Below are 20,822 nucleotides of genomic sequence, written 5' to 3' on the forward strand. Positions count from 1 at the left end.
GTCTTCTCCCTGCGCGACGAGTTCGGCGCCTGGGACCCGCGCCGCCAGCGCCCCGAACTCTGGTCCCTCTACAACGGCCGCCACGCCGTGGGCGAACACGTGCGCGTCTTCCCGCTGTCCAACTGGACCGAACTCGACGTCTGGCAGTACATCGAACGCGAGGGCATCGAACTCCCCGAGATCTACTACGCCCACGAGCGGGACGTCTTCGCCCGCTCCGGCATGTGGCTGACCGCCGGCGAATGGGGCGGCCCCCGGGAGAACGAACCCGTGCAGCGGCGCCTGGTCCGCTACCGCACCGTCGGCGACATGTCCTGCACCGGCGCCGTCGACTCCGACGCCACCACCATCGAGGCCGTCATCACCGAGATCGCCGCCTCCCGCCTCACCGAGCGCGGCGCCACCCGCGCCGACGACAAGCTGTCCGAGGCAGCGATGGAAGACCGCAAGCGCGAAGGGTACTTCTAGACATGAGCACTGCGACCGCCACTTCGCTGCTGCGTTTCGCCACCGCCGGTTCCGTCGACGACGGCAAGTCCACCCTCGTCGGGCGCCTCCTGCACGACTCCAAGTCCGTCCTCGCCGACCAGCTGGAGGCCGTCGAGCACGCCTCCCGCAGCCGCGGCAAGGAAGCACCCGACCTGGCCCTGCTCACCGACGGCCTGCGCGCCGAACGCGAACAGGGCATCACCATCGACGTCGCCTACCGCTACTTCGCCACCCCCCGACGCCGGTTCATCCTCGCCGACACCCCCGGCCACGTGCAGTACACCCGCAACATGGTCACCGGCGCCTCCACCGCCGAACTCGCCGTCGTCCTCGTCGACGCCCGCAACGGCGTCGTCGAACAGACCCGCCGCCACGCCGCCGTCGCCGCCCTCCTGCGCGTCCCCCACGTCGTCCTGGCCGTCAACAAGATGGACCTCGTCGACTACGCCGAGCCCGTCTTCGCACGGATCGCCGCCGAGTTCACCGCCTACGCCGCCTCCCTCGGCGTCACCGACGTCCTCGCCGTCCCGATCTCCGCCCTCGCCGGCGACAACGTCGTCGAACCGTCCTCGCACATGGACTGGTACGGCGGCCCGACCCTGCTGGAACACCTGGAAACGGTCCCCGTCGGCAGCGACCCGAGCGCCGAACCCGCCCGCTTCCCCGTCCAGTACGTCATCCGCCCCCAGACCGAGGAACACCCCGACTACCGCGGCTACGCCGGCCAACTCGCCTCCGGCGTCCTGCGCGTCGGCGACGAGGTCACCGTCCAGCCCTCCGGCCACACCACCACCGTCACCGGCATCGACGCCCTCGGCCGCCCGACGGACATCGCCTGGGCCCCCCAGTCCGTCACCGTGCGCCTCGCCGACGACCTCGACATCTCCCGCGGCGACCTCATCGCCGCCGGTCCGGCCCCCGCACCCACCAAGGACATCGAAGCCACCGTCAGCCACCTCAACGAACGGCCCCTGCGCGCCGGCGACAAGGTCCTCCTCAAGCACACCACCCGCACCGTCCGGGCCCTGGTCAAGGAGATCACCTACCGCATCGACATCACTGCGCCGATCAGCGAAGGGGGCCTCGAACAACGCCCCGCCCCCGACGGGCTGGAGGTCAACGACATCGGCCACGTGGTCCTGCGCACCGCCGAACCGCTGGCCCTCGACGCCTACACCGACAACCGCCGCACCGGATCCTTCCTCCTGATCGACCCGGCCGACGGCACCACCCTCACCGCCGGCATGGCGGGCGAGGCGTTCGACACGGTACGCGCCACGGACACCACAGAGGAGGACTGGGTCTGATGCCCAGCGAGGCGTTCTCGGGCATGGACAAGGAAGGCGGCCGCATCGGCAGCGGCGTCCTCGGCAGCGGCCAGGGCGGCCTGACGCGATGTGCGGGCCGACAGGGCTGAGAACGCCCTGTCACCGGGCTGTCCATCCCCCACAGCCGCCCGGCTTGCCCCGGCACCCCGCTGCCGCAGCGCCACCTTCCGATCGTCCGTCCCGGACCGCTTCCTGACGGTCCGTCCGTGAACAGGACTCCACCATGGCACCGAACCCGACGCCTTCGCATACCCCCCTTCGCCCGAACGCCGGCCGGATCAGACGCACCGCCGCGGCCGCCGCCGCCGGTCTGACCGCCGCCGCCCTGCTGTCCGCCTGCAGCTACGGCTCCAAGGCCGACGACAAGGCCAACACCGCCGCCACCGCGGCCGGTTCGGCCACCGGCGCGAAGCTGTCCGCGGACACGGTGAAGATCGGCTACTTCTCCAACCTCACCCACGGCACCCCGCTGGTCGGCCTCCAGGAGGGGCTGTTCCAGAAGGAGCTGGGCGCCACCCAGATCAAGACCCAGGTCTTCAACGCCGGCCCGGCCGAGATCGAGGCGCTCAACGCCGGATCCATCGACATCGGCTGGATCGGCCCCTCCCCCGCGATCAACGGCTACACCAAGTCCGACGGCCAGTCCCTGAAGATCATCGGCGGCTCCGCCTCCGGCGGCGTCAAGCTGGTCGTCAACCCCGACAAGGTCTCCTCGCTGGACGACCTCAAGGGCAAGAAGATCGCCACCCCGCAGCTGGGCAACACCCAGGACGTGGCACTGCTCAACTACCTGGCCGGCAAGGGCCTCAAGGTCGACGCGGCCTCCGGCGCGGGCGACGTCTCCGTCGTGCGCACCGACAACAAGGTCACCCCCGACGCCTACAAGCAGGGCTCCATAGACGGCGCCTGGGTCCCCGAGCCCACCGCCTCCAAGCTCGTCACCCTCGGCGCGAAGGTCCTCCTCAACGAGAAGGACGTCTGGCCGGACAAGAAGTTCGTGATCACCAACATCATCGTCTCGCAGAAGTTCCTCAAGGAGCACCCGGACGTGGTGGAGGCCGTGCTGCGCGGCTCGGTGAACACCAATGCCTTCATCAAGGCCAACCCGGACAAGGCCAAGGCCGACGCCAACGAGGCCATCAAGAAGGAGGCCGGCAACGCGTTGGAGCCGGCGATCCTCGACCCGGCCTGGGCCGACATCGACTTCCTGGACGACCCGCTGGCGAGCACCCTGCAGTCCGAGGCCGACCACGCCGTCACCGCCGGGCTCCTCAAGAAGCCCAACCTGAACGGCATCTACGACCTCACCCTGCTGAACAAGGTCCTCGCGGCCAAGGGCCAGCCCGCCGTGGCGGACGCCGGACTCGGCTCCAAGTAACTCCGAGGTCCGGCCCCGCCCGCCCGGTCGATCCCCGATCGATGCCCACCGCCGCGGGCGGGGCCCGGACCCCGGCTCCGACTCTCCCGCCAGCCCGACCACTGACGCAGGAGGTGCCCGGATGACCCCGGCACTGACCACCTCGGCCGACCCCACCGACGCGGCCGCCCTCGCCGCGGCCGACGGCACGCCCGCCGTCCGCATCTCGCACGTGCACAAGTCCTTCGGCCGCCCCGGCGCCCGGACCCACGTCCTGGACGACATCACCCTCGACGTCGCGCCCGGCGAGTTCGTCACCCTGCTCGGCGCCTCGGGCTGCGGCAAGTCCACCCTGCTCAACCTCGTCGCCGGTCTCGACGCACCCACCGCCGGCGACATCCAGGTACCCGGCGGCCGCCCCGCACTGATGTTCCAGGAACACGCCCTCTTCCCCTGGCTCACCGCCGGCAAGAACATCGAACTCGCCCTCAAACTCGCCGGCGTCCCCCGCCCCGAACGCCGCACCGAAGCCGAACGCCTCCTCGAACTCGTCCGCCTCGACGGCGCCCACGGCAAACGCGTCCACGAACTCTCCGGCGGCATGCGCCAGCGCGTCGCCATGGCCCGCGCCCTCGCCCAGGGCAGCCAGGTCCTCCTCATGGACGAACCCTTCGCCGCCCTCGACGCCATCACCCGCGACGTCCTCCACGACGAGATCACCCGCATCTGGGCCGAACGACAGCTGACCGTCCTCTTCGTCACCCACAACGTCCGCGAGGCCGTACGCCTCGCCCAACGCGTCGTCCTCCTCTCCTCCCGCCCCGGCCGGGTCGCCCGCGAATGGCGGATCGACCTGCCCCAGCCACGCCGCATCGAATCCGCCGGCGTCGCCGACCTGTCCATCGAGATCACCGAAGAACTGCGTGGGGAGATCCGTCGCCATGGCCAGCACTGACACCACCCCTGTCCTGGAGAAGAACGACAAGATTCCGCAGGGCGCGAGCGACACCGCCGGCGTCGGCGCGGGCCTGGACGCCCTGGACACCGTCACCGCGCAGCGCGGCTCCCTCGGTGAGGTGTTGCGGAGCAAGGCGTTGCCGCCGTTGGTCGGTGTGCTGGTGGTGCTGGCGCTGTGGCAGGGGGCGTACAGCCTGGAGCTGACGTCCGCCTACAAGCTGCCCAGCCCGGCGGACGTGTGGCGTTCCGGCCAGGACCTCTGGTACCAGGGCACGCTGTTCTCCATCATCTGGACCAGCGTGTGGCGCGGCCTGTCGGGGTTCCTCCTCGCCGTGCTCATCGGCACCCCCATCGGCCTGGTCGTCGCCCGTGTCAGACCCGTGCGCACCGCCATCGGCCCGGTCCTGCAGGGCCTGCAGTCCCTGCCCTCCGTCGCCTGGGTGCCCGCCGCCGTCATCTGGCTCGGCATCAACGACTCCATGATGTACGCCGTCATCCTGCTCGGCGCCGTCCCCTCCATCGCCAACGGCCTCGTCGCCGGCATCGACCAGGTGCCCCCGCTGTTCCTGCGCGCCGGACGCACCCTCGGCGCCACCGGCCTCAACGGCGCCCGCCACGTCCTGGTCCCCGCCGCCCTGCCCGGCTACCTCGCCGGCCTCAAACAGGGCTGGGCCTTCTCCTGGCGCTCCCTGATGGCCGCCGAACTCGTCGCCTCCTCCCCCGACCTCGGCCGCGGCCTCGGCCGCTACCTGGAGGACCAGCGCGAGTTCTCCGACATGTCCGGCGTCCTCCTCGGCATCATCCTCATCCTCTTCGTCGGCATCGCCATCGAACTCCTCGTCTTCACCCCCGTCGAACGCCGCGTCCTGCGCAACCGCGGCCTCCTCACCACGAGCAAGTGAGGCACCGCTGATGCCCGCCCTCCTCCTGATCGCCCACGGCAGCCGCGACCCGCGCCACGCCGCGACGGTGGCCGCGCTCGTGGAGGAGGTGCGGGCGCAGCGGCCCGGCATCGAGGTCGCCACCGCCTATCTGGACCACTGCGCGCCGCGGATCCCGCAGGTGGTCGGGCGGCTGGCGGACGCGGTGGCGGTACCGCTGCTGCTCAACCGGGCGTTCCACGCCAAGCACGACATCCCGGCCGCGCTGCGCGCCGCCGGCTCCCGGCTGCCGGTCGCGGACGTGCTCGGCCCCTCGCCCCTGCTGCTCGCCGCCCTGGACCGCCGCCTCGCCGAGGCCGCTCCGGCGCTCGGCTCGCCCGCCGTCCGGGCCCGTACCGGCGTCGTGCTGGCGGCGGCCGGCTCCTCGGACCCGGCCGCCGACGCCGCGACCCGCGCGGTCGCCGCCGAGTGGCGCCGTACCCGGGGCTGGGCCGCCGTCGAGGTCGCGTACGCCTCCGCCGAGGGCCCGCGTGTTCCCGACGCCCTCGCCGCGCTGCGCGCCGCGGGCTCCGAGCACACCGCCGTCGCCCCCTACCTGCTGGCTCCGGGCCTGCTCCCCGACCGCATCGCGGCCGCCGCCGAGGAGGCCGGGGCGGATGTGCTGGCCCCGGTCCTCGGCCCGTCCCCCGAGGTGGCGGCCCTCCTCCTGCAGCGCCACGACGAGGCCCTGCGGGCCGCCGAAGCGGCCCCGGCCCTCACTGCCTGAGTGCGAAGACCTCTCAGGCGTGCTCCATCACGCTGTGCTCGCTGAGGTCGGGGGCGTGACGTGCCACGTTGCGGTAGTCCCCGTCGTCGTGGAGGACCGTGAGTCCGTGGTGCGCGGCCGTCGCGGCGATCACCAGGTCCACGGCGGATGCGCTGCGGTGCTGCCCGGCGAGCGCCATCCGGCGTTGCACCGTGTCGATCCAGCGTCCCGCGCTCTTGGGCACCGACACGTCCGGGTAGAACTCCGCGAACATCTCGGCAATCTCGTCGTACTCCCGGCCGTCGCGCGCCGTGTAGAGGAATTCGGCGCGCTGCGGGTAGCACGACGCGATCGACCCCGCGCTGATCGCGTCGAACCAGACGGCTTGGAGCTTGGGTTCACGCAGCAGCCGGACCAGCGTGGACGTGTCGAGGAGGTAGATCACCGAGCGTCCTTCTCCGCCCGGTGAAGCCGCTCGGCGCGCTCGACGGCCTCCCAGTGCTGGGCCCGCTCGAAATGCCTGGTGAGACGTGCCGCGCGCTCCTGCTGTTCGGCGTAGAAGCGGAGCGCGAGATTGACGGCGTCCTTCTTGGTCCGGACTCCGGCGACGGCCATCGCCCGTTCCAGGGCCTCTTCATCGATGTCGATCTGCGTCACGGACATCCGGCACCTCCGGCGATCGATGTTGGTGATGTACATAGCATTGTACCTCGCCAACATCGATCCGCATGAGGACGCGACCGGGTCACACCCGGCGCAGGGTGAAGGTGTCCGTCGGGTGCCCGGCGTTGGCCTCGGCGAGGCCGCCGGCGAGCTGGTAGAGGCTGCCGGCCGGGCCGCCGACCACCGCGGTGGGGGTGGGGTCGGCCGAGGGGCGGACGGCGGTGAGGCGGGCGGTGCGCCAGTGGTCCTCGGAGCGCAACTCGACCTCGGCGTCCCGTCCCGCGCCGAAGAAGGCGTTGGTGACGCCCGCGATCGAGCCGTCCGGGCGGCCGAGCAGGCCGTCCAGGTGGAGCAGCGCCTGCCCGCCGGCCACCTCGACGCGCCGCAGCGCGGCCGGGTTCCCCAGCGGGACCTGCCACAGGGTGCCGTCGTCCCACTTGCCGAGGATCAGCCGGCCGTCCCGGTGGACGATGCCGTTGAGGCCGTACGCGCCGGGGGCGGGGGCCAGTCGCGGGTCGCGCAGCAGAACGGCGGCGCTGCCGTCCGGGGCGACCCGGTAGACGACGGGGGCGAAGGAGTCGGTGACGTACGCGGTGCCGTCGGGGCCGATCGCGATGTCGTTGGCCAGGTGGTCGGCGCCGTCGGCGGCGACCGCCGCGAGGTCGGTGTAGAAGAGGCGCCGGCCGGTGTCCAGGTCGTAGGCGCCGATCCCGGCTACCTTGCCCAGGGTGGCGGGGGTGCTGCGCTCGCCGATGCCGTTGTCGAGGTTGGTGACCAGGACGCGGCGGTGGACCGGGTCGATCCGCAGGCCGGCGATCTCGATCAGGGTGCCGGGGTCGTCCACCAGGGTGCGCACGCCGGCGTCGGTGCCGACGGCGGAGACGGTGCCGTGCCGCAGCGAGCCGAGCAGGAAGCGGTGGTGGGCGGCGTCCCAGTCGCCCGACTCGGGGACGAGGCCGGGCGCGCGGCCCTGGATCACGGCGGGTGCCGGGCAGGCGGCGGCCGCGGCGGGCAGCGCCCCGGCCGTGCCGAGGAGGGCGGCCGCGGCGACGACGGCGGCCAGGGCCCGGCGGGCAGTACGGTTCTGACGGTGACTCATCGGCGTTCCCTCGCGTGTGCGGTCGTTGACGCGGTCAAGCCTCGCCCGATCGGCCGGCCCGCAGCAGTGCGTGGGAATACTGGTAGTCGGACTACCGGGAAGGACGGGGGACGGGGTGGACGTGAGGGACGTGGACGACACCGGGGAGCGCCGCTCGGCGCTGTCGAGCTTTCTGCGCAGTCGCCGCGCGCGGCTGACGCCGCAGGAGGTCGGGCTGGCGCCCGGGGTGCGGCGGCGCACCCCGGGGCTGCGCCGCGAGGAGCTGGCGCTACTCGCCGGGGTGGGGGTGACCTGGTACACGTGGCTGGAGCAGGGGCGGGACATCCACCCGTCGCCGGAGGTGCTGGCGAGCCTCGCCCGTACGCTGCGGCTGGACCGGGCGGAGACGGCGTACCTGTTCCGGCTGGCCGGCGGGCATCCGCTGGACGGCGAGGTGGCCGCGCCCGGGGACGTGCCGGCCCCGCTGCTGCGGCTGATGCGCGCGCAGTGGCCGGCGCCGTCCTTCGTGATGGACGCCAACTGGGACATCCGGGCCTGGAACCCGGGCGCGGACGCGCTGTTCGGCCTGACCGGCCGCCCGCCGCAGGAGTGCAACCTGGCCTGGGTGGTGTTCGGCAACCCGGTGCACCGGGCCCGGGTGGAGCACTGGGAGGAGCACGCCCGGCGCTTCCTGGCCCAGCTGCGCTCCGCCTATGCCGAACGCGGCGGCGAGGCGACGGCCGTGGGGCGCCGGCTGGCCCGGATGATCCGGCAGGTCCGCGGCGAGTACCCGGAGGCGGACCGCTGGCTGGACGAGCACCAGGTCGCGGAGCGCTCCGGCACCGAGAAGGTGATCCGGCACGAGCGGGTGGGCGTGCTGCGGATCGACCAGCACGTGCTGCTGGCCGCCGAGGGCCTGCAGCTGATCGTGATGTCGCCGCGCGACGCCGGCACCGAGGAGCGGCTGCGCACCCTGGCACCGGCCCCGGAAACGGCAACGGCAACGGCGGTGACCCCGGCCCCGGTGTAGCGCGGACAGCGGTCCGCCGCCCCCGCACGGCGCGGGAGCGGCGGACCGGGAGCGGCGGACCGGGGACGGCCGTCAGACCGGGAGGTTCCACTTCTGGTTGGCGGCGCCGTTGCAGTCCCAGATGCCGAGCTGGTTGCCGTTCTCGGTGGCGAAGCCGAGGTCGTCCAGGCAGCGGCCGGACTGCGGGTTGAGCAGCGAGCCGTCGGCCCGGGCCTGCCACTGCTGGGCGCCACTGCCGTTGCAGTCCCAGATCTGCACCTTGGTGCCGTTGCCGGTGTTGCCGCCCGACACGTCCAGGCACTTGCCGAGCGCGCGGATCGTGCCGTCGACGCCGATCCGCCACTTCTGCGCGACCGAGCCGTTGCAGTCGTAGATCTGGACGGCGGTGCCGTTGCCGAGGTTGGCGCCCCGCACGTCGACGCACTTGTTGACGTAGCCGGTGATCTGGCCGGTCGGGCCGGCCGGCGGCGCGGCGCCGAGGACGACGCGCGGGAACATCACGGAGTCGCCGATCATGCAGGAGGCGGACACGGTGCCGTCGCCCATCCCCAGGCCGCCGATGGCGGGGCGGGAGAACTGCACGGTGTGGGTGGAGTTCCAGTAGAGGCAGTTGGCGGTCACGGTCCAGGTCTGCATCGGGTCGAGGCCGCTACAGCTGCCGATGGCGTTCCAGGCGGAGGTGTAGGCGGCGCAGGCGGGGGCGGCCTGGGCGGCGGTGGCCGGTGCCACCACGGCGGCGGCCCCGGCGAGCAGGGCGGTGGTCAGCAGGGCGGAGGTTCGGCGCATGGGAGGGTCGTCCTTCCGAATCGGGGAATCACGTCGACTCACCGTCCACGCCCCGTCGGTGACGGTGCGTCGGATGTGTGGGCCGCGTGAAAGACTCGGGGGTGCGCGGTCGGCCGTCAACCGGCAGGTCACCGGCAGCTGCCGGGTGCGATGGGGCTGTGCAGGGACGTTGTCCCGGGCGGCAGTTTCGCCGGGTCCGCACGGCCGGGCCGTCGAGGGGCCGGGCCGCGGAAGCGGGGACGTTCCCGGGCGGATCGCCGGGCCGACCGGACAGCGCACGGCCCGGCTCCCCCTGCCGGGGAACCGGGCCGTCGTCGGAGCGGAAGGGCGTCAGTCCGTCTTGCGGCGCTGGCGGCCGGTGCCGTAGTTGGAGCCGGACTTGGAGCCGCTGCCGGGCTTGGCGCGGCCCGAGGAGCGGCCGATGAAGCCGGCCGCCTGCGGGCGGTCGCCCTGGGCGGCGGCGCCCATGCGCTGCTTGGGGCGGGGGCGGCGCGGGTTGCCGTTCATGTCGACGTCGGCGGGCAGCGCGGAGCGCTTGCCGGAGCGGCGGCGCGGGGCGCCGGACTTGGCCCCGGCGGGCTTGTCGGCGCCGTCCTTGGCCGAGGCACCGGCCTGGGCCGCGACGACCGGTACGGCCAGCGTCACCGCGACGCCGCTGGGCGTGCGGGCGCCGGTGATCCGGGCCAGGTCGGCGTCGCCCGGGCGGATCTTGGTGACGGTCGGGCGGATGCCGGCGACCGTCATCAGCCGGTTGACCTCGCGGCGCTGCTCGGGCAGCACCAGGGTGACGACCGTCCCGGACTCGCCGGCCCGGGCGGTGCGGCCGCCGCGGTGCAGGTAGTCCTTGTGGTCGACCGGCGGGTCCACGTTGACGACCAGGTCCAGGCCGTCGATGTGGATGCCGCGGGCGGCGACGTTGGTGGCGATCAGCGCGGTGACGTGGCCGTCCCGGAACTGGTCCAGGACCCGGTTGCGCTGCGGCTGGGACTTGCCGCCGTGCAGGGCGGCGGCCTTCACGCCGTTGGCGAGCAGCTGCTTGGCCAGCCGGTCGGCGCCGTGCTTGGTGTGCACGAACATGATCACGCGGCCGTCGCGGGAGGCGATGTGCGCGGTGGCGGAGACCTTGTCGGTCTGCTCCAGCTGGAGGACGTGGTGGTCCATGGTGCTGACCGCGCCGGCCGAGGGGTCGACCGAGTGGGTCACCGGGTCGGCGAGGAAGCGCTTGACCAGCCGGTCGACGTTGCGGTCCAGGGTGGCGGAGAACAGCATCCGCTGCCCGCCCTCGGCGACCTGCTCCAGCAGCTTGCTGACCTGCGGCAGGAAGCCCATGTCGGCCATCTGGTCGGCCTCGTCGAGGACCGTGATCGCGACGTCGGAGAGATTGACGTCACCGCGCCCGATCAGGTCGTCCAGCCGGCCCGGGGTGGCCACCAGCACCTCGGTGCCGCGGCGCACCGCGTTGGCCTGCCGGTTGATCGACATGCCGCCGACGACGGTGGTGATCCGCAGGTTGACGGCGGTGGCGTACGGGGTGAGCGCCTCGGTGACCTGCTGCGCCAGCTCGCGGGTGGGCACCAGCACGAGTGCCAGCGGGTGCCGGGCGTCGGCACGGCGCCCGGCGGTGCGGGCGAGCAGCGGCAGGCCGAAGGCCAGGGTCTTGCCGGAGCCGGTGCGGCCGCGGCCGAGCACGTCGCGCCCGGCGATCGAGTCGGGCAGCGTGGCGGCCTGGATCGGGAAGGGCTCGGTGACGCCCTCGCGGGTGAGCGCGGAGAGGATCGCCCTGGGCAGTTCCAGCTCGGCGAAGGAGGCCGCCGGGGGCCGGGGCGGGGTGCCCTGGACCACGGTGAACTCGGTGGCCTCGGGCACGGCGGCGGGGCGGCCCTGCTTGGGGGCGCCGGCGCGGTTGCGCGGCTTGCGCGGGCGGTCGCCGCCGGCGGTGCGGCGGGCCTGGTCGGTGGTGCGGGGGCCGCGGTCGCGCGGCGGGCGGGCAGGGGTGGTCACGGGAGCTCCGTCGGTCGGTCGGCAGCCCGGGCTGCGGGCTGGTCGGCCGTCGGAGATTTGCGTGTGCCGCCCCGGCCGTACGGCGGCATGAGCGGGGGCCCGCACCGTGCGGTGCGGGCCCCCGCTTCGCGATGATCGCGAGTCAGCGTGGAGCTGACGTCAGCCGATGATCTGGATGTTCTCGGCCTGCGGGCCCTTCTGGCCCTGGGTGACGTCGAACTCGACCTTCTGGCCCTCGAACAGCTCACGGAAGCCCTGAGCCTGGATGTTCGAGTAGTGGGCGAACACGTCGGCGCCGCCACCATCCTGCTCGATGAAGCCGAAGCCCTTTTCGCTGTTGAACCACTTCACGGTGCCGGTAGCCATAACCGTCTCCTCTAACTGGGGCATCAGGGACCCACACCTCGTGGATCCCCAAGTAGCCGCGATCCCCATCCGGAGACTGAAACACCGGACAAAACAAATGCGCCTGTCGGTTGGAACCAGCAGGCGCACACCACGTTCATGGGAACCAAAACTGCAACTGCATCGACTGTAGCACGGTGGAACCGGGCGTGACCGGGGATTTTCCGCCTCGGAGATCACGTTTGGCGGCTCCGGCAAAGGGGCAGCGGCGCCCCGCCGAAGCGGGACGCCGCCTGTCCTCGCGGACCCGGTCGGACCAGGGCCGACCGGTCGGGTCAGTGCCGGCCGGCCGGCTCCGGCATGCCGTGCGTGCCGGGCAGCGGGGCCGGGCCCTCGCCGTGGCCGTGACCGTGGCCGGGGTCGGCGCCGTGGCCGGGCCACCAGGCCTTGTTGCCGATCAGCGCGGTGAGCGCCGGGGTGAAGAACATCGCCATCACGAAGGCGGCCAGGATGATGCCGAAGGCCATCGCGAAGCCGAACTCCAGCATGAAGATGTTGCCCGCGAGCATGAAGGTCGCGAAGGACGCCGCCAGGATGAAGCCGGCCGCCGCGACGGTCGGGCCGCCGTGGCGCAGCGCCTCGCGCGCGGCCTCACGCGGGTTGCGGCCCTCGCGGGCCTCCTCGCGGAGGCGGGCGATGATCAGGATGTTGTAGTCGGTGCCGATCGCCACCACGAAGAGGTAGATGAGGATCGGCAGCATGAACATCAGGCCGGTCTCGCCGCCGAGGTTCTGGAAGAGCAGCGTGGTGGCGCCGAGGGTGGCGGTGAAGCCCAGGCCGACCGAGGCCATCAGGTACCAGGGGGCGACGACGCTGCGCAGCTGCAGGCCGAGGATGAGCAGGATCAGCAGACCCGCGATCGGGAAGACCAACTTGTAGTCGTGGGTCATCGCGAGGTTGATGTCCTTGTAGATGGCGGTCAGGCCGCCGACCTTCGCCTCGGTCCCGGCCGGCACCTGGCCGTGCGCGGCCTCCCGGAGCCGGGTGAGGGTCGCGATCGCCTCGTTGCTGTCCGGCTTGTCCTTCAGCATGACGGTGAAGTCGGCCGTCGCGCCGTCCGCGCTGAGCTGGGGCTTCGGCGCGGCCTGGGCCACTCCGGAGACCTCGCCGAGCTTGGCGGCGTAGGAGTCGAACGCGCCCGGGTCGAGCTTGGCGCCGCTGGTGCTGGTGAGGAAGACGTGGGTCGGGTCGGCCGCACCGGCGGAGAAGCCGTGGATCATCTTGTCCTGAACGACCATCGACTCCTTCTCCTTGGGCATGGAGCTGCCCGCGAGGTCGAAGGTGCCGTTGTAGCCCAGGGCGCCGACGGACAGCGCCAGCAGCACGCCGCCGGAGGCGAGCGCGACCACCGCCGGGCGCTTCTGCATCATCCGGCCGAGCGCGGCGAAGCGCGCGTCGTTCGGCTCCCGCATCCACTTCTTGCCCGGCCAGAACACGGCACGGGCCGGGATGACCGCGAGCAGGGCCGGGGCCAGGGTGAGCGAGGCGAAGGCGGTGACCACGACGGCGATGGCCAGGGCGGGGCCGAGGGCCTTGAACATGCCCAGGCTGGAGAGGATCAGCACGGCGAAGGCGACGGTGACCGCGCCGGCGGCGGAGGCGATCGCCTCGCCGACCCGCCCGACCGCGTTGGCCACGGCGTCCTTGCGGTCGTCACCGGCCCGCAGCCGCTCGCGGTAGCGGAACGCCAGGAAGAGGAAGTAGTCGGTGCCGACGCCGAGCACGACGACGATCAGGATCGCCGAGAGTATCGGGGTGCTTTCGAGGCCGAAGGCCTTGGTGGCGTAGTTGATCAGGCCGTTGGAGGTCGGCATGGCGACCACGAGCGAGACCAGGAGCGGCAGCAGGCCGGCCAGGATGCTGCGGAAGATGATCCCGACGATGATCGCGACCAGGACGATCGTCGCCAGTCCGATGAGGGCGTCGGCCGAGCCGGAGGCGTCCTGCTGGTCCAGCGACTGGGCGGCGGCGCCACCGAGCTGGAACTTGACGTCGGTGCCCGCGCTGAGCGCCTTGCCCTCCTCGCGGAGGTGCTTGGCGACGTCGCCGAACGCCTTGGGGTCCTGCTGCTTGGTCTTGTCGATGGCTATCGGCGCGAGCGCGTACTTGCCGTCCTTGGACGTGGTCTGCTCGCCGACCGGGATGATCTTCTCGACCGCCTCGATCTTCTTGTCCGTGAGGCCCTGGACGATCTTGGCCATCGCGGCCTTGTCGCCCTCGTTCAGCGCACCGCCGTCGTTGCGCTCGAAGAGTGCCAGCGCGGACGGCGTGAAGCTGGCCGGGAACGCCTGTTCCTGGAGCGCGGCGGCCTGGATCGACTCGTAGTGCTTGGGGAGGAACGACGCCTCGTCCGTCTGTGCGGTGATCTTCGGCGCCGTCGCGACGATGGCGACCATCGCGACGATCCATGCGGCGATCACCCACCACGCACGGCGAACGACGAATTGTCCAAGTCGGTGGAACATGCTCGTGATGCCTCCTGGGCATGGTTCACCGCAGCCCTTGGGGGACGGGACGCTGGGCGACGGCAGGACCGGCTCGGGGAATGCCCGGCGGGCACTCCCTTGCCGGTCGGCAGGTAAGTGGATCTGGGGCATCATCCTACGAGCACTTGCTTGCCGCCCGGCAAGGAGCCCCCGTGTGCTTCAACCCCCGTAGGCCGCCCCGAAGCGGCCCCGCCCCAGTTTCCCCCGCCCGCAGCCCTGTAGACCTCGTGCTCCGGGTGGAGTCTTCTCCCCCTCAGGGTGGAGGCGCATCCCCTACCCCCCAGGAGGAGATCTCGGGGTCCGGGGGTAGGGAAAACCCCACCCCGGACCCGAGGAGAACACCAGGAGAGGGCCACCCGCCAGCCGGATTACCCGTCAACCCCCGCTTCCCTACTGTCGATCGGGACGCCGGACAGCAGCCGGCGCACCGCGACCGGCGGCTCCCCCGACCCAGGGCCGCCGCCGCTCCCGTCCGGCGACCACCGCCGCTCTCCCAGGGGGGAAGACCCACCGTGAAGCCCGTGAAGTCCAGACTCGGCCCGGCGGCCGCCATGGGCGCCTGGAGCGCCCGGCACCGCAAGACCGCCGTGTTCGGCTGGCTGCTCTTCGTCGTCCTGGCCGCCGCGCTCGGCACCGCGCACGGCAGCACCAAGGTGACCGAGGCCGAGTCGATCCCCGGACAGGTCTCCCGGGCCGCGCGGATCCTCGACGAGGCCGGGCTGCAGAGCCCGGCGGGCGAGACCGTCCTGGTCCAGAGCACCACCCGCAACGCCGACGACCCGGAGTTCCGCGCCGCCGTCGGCCAGGTGATCGCCGCGGTGAACGGCACCGGAAAGGCCGCCGAGGTCCGCTCGCCGTACGACACCCGGGCGGTCTCCGCGGACGGCCACTCCGCGCTCGTGACGCTGACGCTCAAGGGCGACCGCGAGCAGGCGCCGGACCACGTCCAGCCGGTGCTGGACGCGGTGGCCGGCGTGCAGCGGCAGCACCCCGACCTCACCGTGGTCCAGCTCGGCGACGCCAGCTCCGACAAGTGGATGCAGGACCAGCTCACGAACGACTTCGCCCGCGCCGAGTGGACGGCCGTGCCGCTCGCCCTCGGCATCCTGCTGATCGCCTTCGGCGCGCTGGTCGCCGCCGTGCTGCCGGTGGTGCTCGCGCTCACCGCCTTCGTCGCCGCCGCCGGGCTGGTCGCCCTCAGCAGCGGGTTCCTGCACACCAGCGGCGACGCCTCCTCGGTGATGCTGCTGGTCGGCCTCGCCGTCGGCGTCGACTACTGCCTCTTCTACCTGCGCCGCGAGCGCGAGGAGCGGGCCGCCGGACGCGACGCCGCCACCGCGCTGGCCGTGGCCGCCGCCACCAGCGGCCGGGCCGTACTGGTCTCCGGCGTCACCGTGGTGGTCGCCATGGCCGGCATGTTCCTCACCGGGATCGCCACCTTCAAGGCGATGGCCTTCGCCACCATCGTGGTCGTGATCACCGCCGTGCTCGGCTCGCTCACCGTGCTGCCCGCACTGCTGTCGATGCTCGGCGACCGGGTCGAGAAGGGCCGGGTGCCGTTCCTCGCCAGGCCGCGCCGCCCGGCCGCCGGGGACCGGAGCGGCGGACGGTTCTGGAACGCGGTGCTGACCCCGGTGCTGCGCCACCCGCTGGCCGCCACCGTCCTCGCCGGCGCCTTCCTGCTGGCCGTGGCCGCACCGCTGCTCACCATGCACACCGCCAAGCTGACCTTCCAGCAGCAGCTGCCCGCGGGCAACGCCCTGGTCGCCGCCTCGCAGAAGATCGAGGCCGCCTTCCCGGGCAGCCCCGCCCCCGCCACCGTGGTGATCAGGGCCGCCGACATCGACTCCCCCGCGATGACCGCCGCGATCGCCGAGCTCAGGGCCAGGGCGCTGGCCGGCGGACGGATGCACGGCCCGGTGGAGGTCACGGTGCACCCCGACAAGAACGTGGCCACCGTCGACATCCCGCTCAACGGCACCGGCAACGACGCCACCAGCAACGAAGCCCTGCGGAGCCTGCGCGAGGACCTGGTGCCCGCCACCGTGCTCGCGGTGCCCGGCACCGAGGCCCCGGTCACCGGCCAGACCGCCGCCTCGTACGACTTCAACCGGAAGATGACCGGCTCGATGCCGCTGGTCCTCGGCTTCGTGGTGGTCCTCGCCTTCCTGCTGATGCTCACCTCGTTCCGCTCCCCGGTCGTCGCCCTCACCGCCGTGGTGCTCAACCTGCTCTCGGTGGGCGCCGCGTACGGGGTGCTGACGCTGGTGTTCCAGCACGGCATGGGCGCCTCGCTGCTGGGCACCGCCGGGGTCGGCGCGGTGGAGTCCTGGGTGCCGCTGTTCCTCTTCGTGATCCTCTTCGGACTCTCGATGGACTACCACGTCTTCGTGGTCTCCCGGATCAAGGAGGGCCACGACCGCGGCCTGCCGACCCGGGACGCGATCGCCCACGGCATCCGCTCCACGGCCGGGGTGGTCACCAGCGCCGCGGTGATCATGGTGGCGGTGTTCTCGGTCTTCGGCTCGCTGTCCATGCAGGTGATGAAGCAGATGGGCGTGGGCCTGGCGGTCGCGGTGCTGATCGACGCCACGGTGATCCGCGCGGTGCTGCTGCCCTCGGTGATGACCCTGCTCGGCGAGCGCAACTGGTACCTGCCGCGCTGGCTGAACTGGCTGCCGGACCTCTCGCACGGCGAGTCCGTCCCGCCGCCCGGCACCGACCCGGCCCCGCACGGGCCGCCGGCCGCCCCGGCGCAGGGGGCGCGCCACCGGGCCGAGGTCTGAGCCTCCCCCGGCACCCCCGGCAACCTCGGAGCCCCGGCGTCCCGACCCCTCCGAGAACCCCTCCGAGACCCGTCGGAGCCCCCTCCGACCCGCCCGACGCCGGGCTCCGCAGCGCGCGGGGCCCGGCGTCCTTGCGTCATGATGATCACCGTCCGGGGTTCCCCGGATGAACGTCGGCGGAACGGAAACCCAGTCATGATCCCCTTCGACGAGGGCCGCGCCCGGCTGCTGCTCGCCCGGGCCTGCGAGTCGGCCGGGCTGGCCGCCCCCGACGGGGCCACGCTGCTCGCGCTCGGCGAGAACGCCGTCTTCGACCTCGGCGACCCGGCCGTGGTCGCCAAGGTCGGCCGCGGCCCCGAGCTGTACGACCGCGCCCACCGCGAACTGGCCCTGGCCCACTGGCTGGCCGGCCAGGACGTCCCGGTGGTCCGCCCGTACGACGCGGTGGCGCCCGAGCCGCAGCTGGCCGACGGCCACCCGGTCACCTTCTGGCACCGGCTCGCGCCCGCCGTCCGGCCCGCCCGCCCGGTCGACCTCGCCCCGCTGCTGCACGCCCTGCACCAGCTGCCGCTGCCGCCCTTCACCCTCGGCCGGCGCGACCTGCTGGCCCCGGTCGAGCGCTGGCTGGCCTCCGCCGAGGGCCACGTCGACCCGGTGGACGTCGCCTTCCTGCGCCACCGCCGGGACGCCTTCGCGGCCGCCCTGCCCGACCTCGTCCCGCAGCTGCACCCCGGGGTGATCCACGGCGACGCGCTGCCGCGCAACCTCCACATCGGCCCGGACGGGCCGGTGCTGCTCGACCTGGAGTTCATGGCGAACGACCTGCGCGAGCACGACCTGGTGGTCCTCGCCCTCAGCCAGGACCGCTACGGCGTGCCCGTCGAGGAGTACCGCGCGTTCACCGGGGCGTACGGCTGGGACGTGCGCGAGTGGCCCGGCTTCACGGTGCTGCGCGGCGCCCGGGAGACCGCCAGCGCCTCCTGGGTGGCGCAGCAGGCGGCCAGCAACCCGGCCGCGCTGAAGGAGTTCCGGCGCCGGGTCGACTCGCTGCGGGACGGGGCCACCGAGGTGCGCTGGTACCCCTTCTGACGGCCCTCCCCGTTACCCGTGGAGCGGCGGGGCCGCCAGCGGGGCGAGTGTGAGAAGACTCTTACGGCGGGTCGGTCCGGTCCGCAACCGCGGAACGTACGATCGGCGTCCTGTCGGACAGTCGTCCTGACCCGAGAGATCGGCACCGCACTCGCACCTCAGGAGCCGCCGCCATGCACCGGACCGCCCGCCGCCCCTCCGCCCCGACCCGACCGTCCCGATCCAGGCGCCGGCTGCTCGCGGGCTGCGTCGCGGTGGCCGCCGCCCTGGGGCTGGCCGCGTGCGGGACCGCCAGCGGGGCGCTCCGGCCGCCGAGCGCGGCGGCGCCGTCCGGGACGCAGTCGCCGGCCGCCACCGAACCGGGCGGGACGGCGGCGGCCACCGTCGCGCCGGCGCCCGGAGCGGACGCCGTGCCACCGGGCGCGGGCTCCCCGGCCGCCACCGAACCGGCCGCCCCCGCACCGGCGGTGCCGGCGAAGCCGAGGCCGACCGCGGCCACGGGCTCCCCCGTCTCCACCGTGCCGACCGCTCCCACCACGCCCATCACACCCACCGCTCCGGCCACCCAGGCCCCACCGGCCACCCCGACCGCCGCGCCGTCCCCGACCGCCGCGCCGCCCCCGCACACCGGCGCGGGCACCGTGATCGGCTCCACCGCCTCCGGCGGCCGCACCGTGGCGCTCACCTTCGACGACGGCCCCGGCCCGGCCACCGGCCAGATCCTCGACCTGCTGGCCCAGTACCACGTCAAGGCCACCTTCTGCCAGATCGGCCAGAACGCCGCCGCCAACCCCGCCATGGTCAAGCGCGTCCTGGCCGCCGGGCACCGGCTCTGCGACCACAGCGTCCACCACCCGCAGCCGTTCGCCAAGCTCCCGCACGACAAGGCCGTGGCCGAGATCACCGACGCCCGGAACATGATCGTCCAGGCCGGCGGCCCCGGCACCGGGGTCGGCTGGTTCCGCGCCCCGGGCGGCGGCTTCAACGCCGACAACGAGCACATCACCGCGAGCCTCGGGATGTCCTCCCTCGGCTGGTCCGTCGACCCGCGCGACTGGGCGCGTCCGGGCACGCCGGCCATCGTCTCGGCCGTGCAGAAGCAGCTCAGGCCCGGCGGCGTGATCCTGATGCACGACGGCGGCGGCGACCGCAGCCAGACCGTGGCCGCGCTCAAGCAGCTGCTGCCCTGGCTGGTCGCCCAGGGCTACACCTTCGACTTCCCGGCCGCGTAGGGCCAGGGCCGTCGGGGCCTCGGCTCCGGCCGGAGCGCTCCGGAGTTTCCCCCGGTTCTCCCCCGCGTCCCCGGTTCCCGCACCGCGGCCGGCTCCCGTACCCCGGACGGTTCCCGCACGGACGGCTCCCGCACCGCGGCCGTCCGGGCGCGTCAGGGCACGCGCAGCCGGTAGACCTGCCGGGAGCCGCCCTCCGGGCCCGGGGCGGCGGCCTCGGCCGGGGTGAAACCCAGCCGCTCGTAGAAGACCCGGGCGCCGCTCGCCACCGCGCCCGGGTGGTCCGGGCCGAAGGTCACCACCTCGACGGTGGCCGGGCCCCGGACATGACGGCGCAGCACGTCCTCGACCAGCTCCCGGCCGACACCGGTGCCCCGGGCGCGCCCGGCCACCACCAGCCAGTGCAGGTGGTACGGCCCCGGGTCAGCGGCGCCGAACAGCAGGCCGCCGAGCAGCCCCTCGCCGTCCTCGGCGACGGTCGCCAGGCCCCCGTCGATGCTGCCGCGCACCGCGCGGTGGAACCCCGGCTCGGCGACCATCGGGCCGAACCAGTGCTCGACCTCGGCGGCGAGGGCGAGGAAGCCGGGCAGGTCCGCGGGGCGCGCGGGCCGCACGGCCGTCACCGGGCGGGCCAGCGCGGATCGACCACCGCCTGCGGGTCCTTGCCGCGGCGCAGCCAGGCCTGGAGGCCCTCGGCCCACTGCCGGTACCAGTCGATCTGCCGGCGGTGCAGTTCGGCGGGCTCCAGCGCCCCCACCTCGGCCGGGTAGCGCCCGGCCAGCGCGACGGCGACCCGGACGGCGGCGAGCGCGTCGCTGCCCGCCTCGTGGGCGTCCGTCAGCTCCACCCCGTACAGCTCGCAGACCCGCTGCAGGGTGCGCGAGCCCTTGCGGTACTTGTCCACGGCCCGGTCGATCACCAGCGCGTCCAGCACCGGCCCGACCGGCCCGCCCAGGCGCTCGGCGAGCGTCGCCAGCCCGTGCCGGCGCAGCTCGGCGTCGAGCAGCGACAGGTCGAACGGCGCGTTGAACGCCACCACCGGCCGCCCGGCGGCGATCCGCTCGCACAGCGCGGCGGCTATCTCCTCCACCGCCTCCTTCGCGGGCCTGCCCTTGCTCCGCGCCACCTCGTCGCCGATCCCGTGGATCGCCGCCGCCTCGGCGGGTATCGGCACCCCGGGGTCGAGCAGCCAGTGCGCGGCGCCCACCCGGGCGGCCCCGACGGTGTCCACGAGTGCGGCCGTGACGATGCGGTCCACGGCCGGGTCGGTGCCCGTGGTCTCCAGGTCGAAGCCGACCAGTGGCTGCTGCCACCAGCTCATCAGGTGTGTCCTTCCGTCCTGCCTCTCGAAACAGCCCCTATCATCACCCGGCCCACCGACAACCCGGCCCGCGGGGAGCCCGGTCACGGGCCCGCCCGGGCCCCGGGCGCGGACGAAGGGGCCGCCCCCGAGCGGTGCCCCGGTCCTGCCCGTGCCCCCTCCTCGGCTCGATGCCGCACCGTTCGCGGCCG

Annotated in this window: 19 protein-coding genes; 10 read left to right on the forward strand and 9 right to left on the reverse strand. The window is 73.4% G+C overall.

The annotated features are described in order from the left end of the window. The 6 genes from cysD to ACGFSC_RS36645 form a co-directional block, all read left to right on the forward strand. On the forward strand, window positions 1-468 hold a 468-nt coding region (gene cysD / locus ACGFSC_RS36620; protein WP_392864663.1), incomplete at its 5' end, for a sulfate adenylyltransferase subunit CysD. Window positions 469-470: 2 nt separating this feature from the next. Continuing rightward, window positions 471-1,796 carry a sulfate adenylyltransferase subunit 1 gene (locus ACGFSC_RS36625; RefSeq protein ID WP_392864666.1) on the forward strand — a complete coding sequence of 442 codons (1,326 nt, stop codon included), beginning with the start codon at window positions 471-473 and terminating at the stop codon, window positions 1,794-1,796. Between the two features lie 244 nt (window positions 1,797-2,040). Then, window positions 2,041-3,195: an aliphatic sulfonate ABC transporter substrate-binding protein gene (locus ACGFSC_RS36630; protein ID WP_392864669.1), complete on the forward strand. Its 1,155-nt coding sequence runs from the start codon at window positions 2,041-2,043 to the stop codon at window positions 3,193-3,195. 121 nt (window positions 3,196-3,316) lie between these two features. After that, window positions 3,317-4,129, forward strand: a complete 813-nt coding sequence (locus ACGFSC_RS36635) for an ABC transporter ATP-binding protein (protein ID WP_380359407.1) — start codon at window positions 3,317-3,319, stop codon at window positions 4,127-4,129. After that, window positions 4,116-5,033, forward strand: a complete 918-nt coding sequence (locus ACGFSC_RS36640; protein ID WP_392864673.1) for an ABC transporter permease — start codon at window positions 4,116-4,118, stop codon at window positions 5,031-5,033. The genes ACGFSC_RS36635 and ACGFSC_RS36640 overlap by 14 nt, the downstream gene beginning before the upstream one ends. Window positions 5,034-5,043: 10 nt before the next feature. Further along, window positions 5,044-5,778: a sirohydrochlorin chelatase gene (locus tag ACGFSC_RS36645; protein ID WP_359909680.1), complete on the forward strand. Its 735-nt coding sequence runs from the start codon at window positions 5,044-5,046 to the stop codon at window positions 5,776-5,778. 13 nt (window positions 5,779-5,791) lie between these two features. Here the strand turns inward: ACGFSC_RS36645 and ACGFSC_RS36650 are convergent, their stop codons facing one another. From ACGFSC_RS36650 to ACGFSC_RS36660, 3 genes are all read right to left on the reverse strand, one after another. Next, window positions 5,792-6,202 carry a PIN domain-containing protein gene (locus ACGFSC_RS36650; protein ID WP_359909678.1) on the reverse strand — a complete coding sequence of 137 codons (411 nt, stop codon included), beginning with the start codon at window positions 6,200-6,202 and terminating at the stop codon, window positions 5,792-5,794. Next, complete coding sequence (locus tag ACGFSC_RS36655; protein ID WP_359909675.1) at window positions 6,199-6,420, reverse strand: type II toxin-antitoxin system VapB family antitoxin; 222 nt, start codon at window positions 6,418-6,420, stop codon at window positions 6,199-6,201. The genes ACGFSC_RS36650 and ACGFSC_RS36655 overlap by 4 nt, the downstream gene beginning before the upstream one ends. An 82-nt stretch (window positions 6,421-6,502) precedes the next feature. Beyond that, on the reverse strand, window positions 6,503-7,519 hold the full coding sequence (locus ACGFSC_RS36660; RefSeq protein WP_359909672.1) for a hypothetical protein: 1,017 nt from the start codon (window positions 7,517-7,519) through the stop codon (window positions 6,503-6,505). A 115-nt stretch (window positions 7,520-7,634) separates the two neighbouring features. Between ACGFSC_RS36660 and ACGFSC_RS36665 the strand changes: the two genes are divergently transcribed. After that, window positions 7,635-8,528 carry a helix-turn-helix transcriptional regulator gene (locus ACGFSC_RS36665; protein WP_359909669.1) on the forward strand — a complete coding sequence of 298 codons (894 nt, stop codon included), beginning with the start codon at window positions 7,635-7,637 and terminating at the stop codon, window positions 8,526-8,528. A gap of 72 nt (window positions 8,529-8,600) precedes the next feature. Here ACGFSC_RS36665 and ACGFSC_RS36670 read toward each other — a convergent pair whose 3' ends face one another. The 4 genes from ACGFSC_RS36670 to ACGFSC_RS36685 all read right to left on the reverse strand — a co-directional run bounded on the left by ACGFSC_RS36670 (window position 8,601) and on the right by ACGFSC_RS36685 (window position 14,185). Continuing rightward, window positions 8,601-9,314 carry a ricin-type beta-trefoil lectin domain protein gene (locus ACGFSC_RS36670; protein ID WP_359909667.1) on the reverse strand — a complete coding sequence of 238 codons (714 nt, stop codon included), beginning with the start codon at window positions 9,312-9,314 and terminating at the stop codon, window positions 8,601-8,603. Between the two features lie 330 nt (window positions 9,315-9,644). Next, window positions 9,645-11,315 carry a DEAD/DEAH box helicase gene (locus ACGFSC_RS36675; protein ID WP_380355242.1) on the reverse strand — a complete coding sequence of 557 codons (1,671 nt, stop codon included), beginning with the start codon at window positions 11,313-11,315 and terminating at the stop codon, window positions 9,645-9,647. A 159-nt stretch (window positions 11,316-11,474) separates the two neighbouring features. After that, complete coding sequence (locus tag ACGFSC_RS36680; protein WP_030060364.1) at window positions 11,475-11,681, reverse strand: cold-shock protein; 207 nt, start codon at window positions 11,679-11,681, stop codon at window positions 11,475-11,477. A 314-nt stretch (window positions 11,682-11,995) separates the two neighbouring features. Then, on the reverse strand, window positions 11,996-14,185 hold the full coding sequence (locus tag ACGFSC_RS36685) for an MMPL family transporter (protein WP_359909665.1): 2,190 nt from the start codon (window positions 14,183-14,185) through the stop codon (window positions 11,996-11,998). 572 nt (window positions 14,186-14,757) lie between these two features. Here ACGFSC_RS36685 and ACGFSC_RS36690 point away from each other — a divergent pair. The 3 genes from ACGFSC_RS36690 (at window position 14,758) to ACGFSC_RS36700 (ending at window position 19,313) form a co-directional block, all read left to right on the forward strand. Then, the gene (locus ACGFSC_RS36690; RefSeq protein ID WP_359909686.1) at window positions 14,758-16,992 is read left to right on the forward strand and encodes an MMPL family transporter; all 2,235 of its coding nucleotides are present in this window, start codon (window positions 14,758-14,760) and stop codon (window positions 16,990-16,992) included. Window positions 16,993-17,187: 195 nt separating this feature from the next. Beyond that, entirely contained in the window at window positions 17,188-18,081 is an 894-nt protein-coding gene (locus ACGFSC_RS36695) for an aminoglycoside phosphotransferase family protein (protein ID WP_359909662.1), read from the forward strand. A 173-nt stretch (window positions 18,082-18,254) separates the two neighbouring features. Further along, entirely contained in the window at window positions 18,255-19,313 is a 1,059-nt protein-coding gene (locus ACGFSC_RS36700; RefSeq protein WP_359909659.1) for a polysaccharide deacetylase family protein, read from the forward strand. A 152-nt stretch (window positions 19,314-19,465) separates the two neighbouring features. Here ACGFSC_RS36700 and ACGFSC_RS36705 read toward each other — a convergent pair whose 3' ends face one another. Together ACGFSC_RS36705 and ACGFSC_RS36710 are read right to left on the reverse strand one after the other, a co-directional pair. Then, window positions 19,466-19,933 carry a GNAT family N-acetyltransferase gene (locus tag ACGFSC_RS36705; protein ID WP_359909656.1) on the reverse strand — a complete coding sequence of 156 codons (468 nt, stop codon included), beginning with the start codon at window positions 19,931-19,933 and terminating at the stop codon, window positions 19,466-19,468. Then, a complete protein-coding gene (locus ACGFSC_RS36710) occupies window positions 19,930-20,631 on the reverse strand; it encodes an exonuclease domain-containing protein (RefSeq protein ID WP_359909653.1) in 702 nt (233 codons plus the stop codon). The genes ACGFSC_RS36705 and ACGFSC_RS36710 overlap by 4 nt, the downstream gene beginning before the upstream one ends. Between the last annotated feature and the right edge of the window lie 191 nt (window positions 20,632-20,822).

The organism is Kitasatospora sp. NPDC048715 (genome assembly GCF_043198905.1).
GTDB lineage: Bacteria > Actinomycetota > Actinomycetes > Streptomycetales > Streptomycetaceae > Kitasatospora > Kitasatospora lactacystinica.

Bases quoted from the DNA above. Each gene is read 5' to 3' on its own strand.
- ACGFSC_RS36685 (WP_359909665.1), bottom strand. From the start codon at position 14,185: ATGTTCCACCGACTTGGACAATTCGTCGTTCGCCGTGCGTGGTGGGTG.
- ACGFSC_RS36625 (WP_392864666.1), top strand. From the start codon at position 471: ATGAGCACTGCGACCGCCACTTCGCTGCTGCGTTTCGCCACCGCCGGT.
- ACGFSC_RS36635 (WP_380359407.1), top strand. From the start codon at position 3,317: ATGACCCCGGCACTGACCACCTCGGCCGACCCCACCGACGCGGCCGCC.
- ACGFSC_RS36655 (WP_359909675.1), bottom strand. From the start codon at position 6,420: ATGTCCGTGACGCAGATCGACATCGATGAAGAGGCCCTGGAACGGGCG.
- ACGFSC_RS36670 (WP_359909667.1), bottom strand. From the start codon at position 9,314: ATGCGCCGAACCTCCGCCCTGCTGACCACCGCCCTGCTCGCCGGGGCC.
- ACGFSC_RS36680 (WP_030060364.1), bottom strand. From the start codon at position 11,681: ATGGCTACCGGCACCGTGAAGTGGTTCAACAGCGAAAAGGGCTTCGGC.
- ACGFSC_RS36660 (WP_359909672.1), bottom strand. From the start codon at position 7,519: ATGAGTCACCGTCAGAACCGTACTGCCCGCCGGGCCCTGGCCGCCGTC.
- ACGFSC_RS36710 (WP_359909653.1), bottom strand. From the start codon at position 20,631: ATGAGCTGGTGGCAGCAGCCACTGGTCGGCTTCGACCTGGAGACCACG.
- ACGFSC_RS36690 (WP_359909686.1), top strand. From the start codon at position 14,758: ATGGGCGCCTGGAGCGCCCGGCACCGCAAGACCGCCGTGTTCGGCTGG.
- ACGFSC_RS36640 (WP_392864673.1), top strand. From the start codon at position 4,116: ATGGCCAGCACTGACACCACCCCTGTCCTGGAGAAGAACGACAAGATT.
- ACGFSC_RS36695 (WP_359909662.1), top strand. From the start codon at position 17,188: ATGATCCCCTTCGACGAGGGCCGCGCCCGGCTGCTGCTCGCCCGGGCC.
- ACGFSC_RS36700 (WP_359909659.1), top strand. From the start codon at position 18,255: ATGCACCGGACCGCCCGCCGCCCCTCCGCCCCGACCCGACCGTCCCGA.
- ACGFSC_RS36630 (WP_392864669.1), top strand. From the start codon at position 2,041: ATGGCACCGAACCCGACGCCTTCGCATACCCCCCTTCGCCCGAACGCC.
- ACGFSC_RS36645 (WP_359909680.1), top strand. From the start codon at position 5,044: ATGCCCGCCCTCCTCCTGATCGCCCACGGCAGCCGCGACCCGCGCCAC.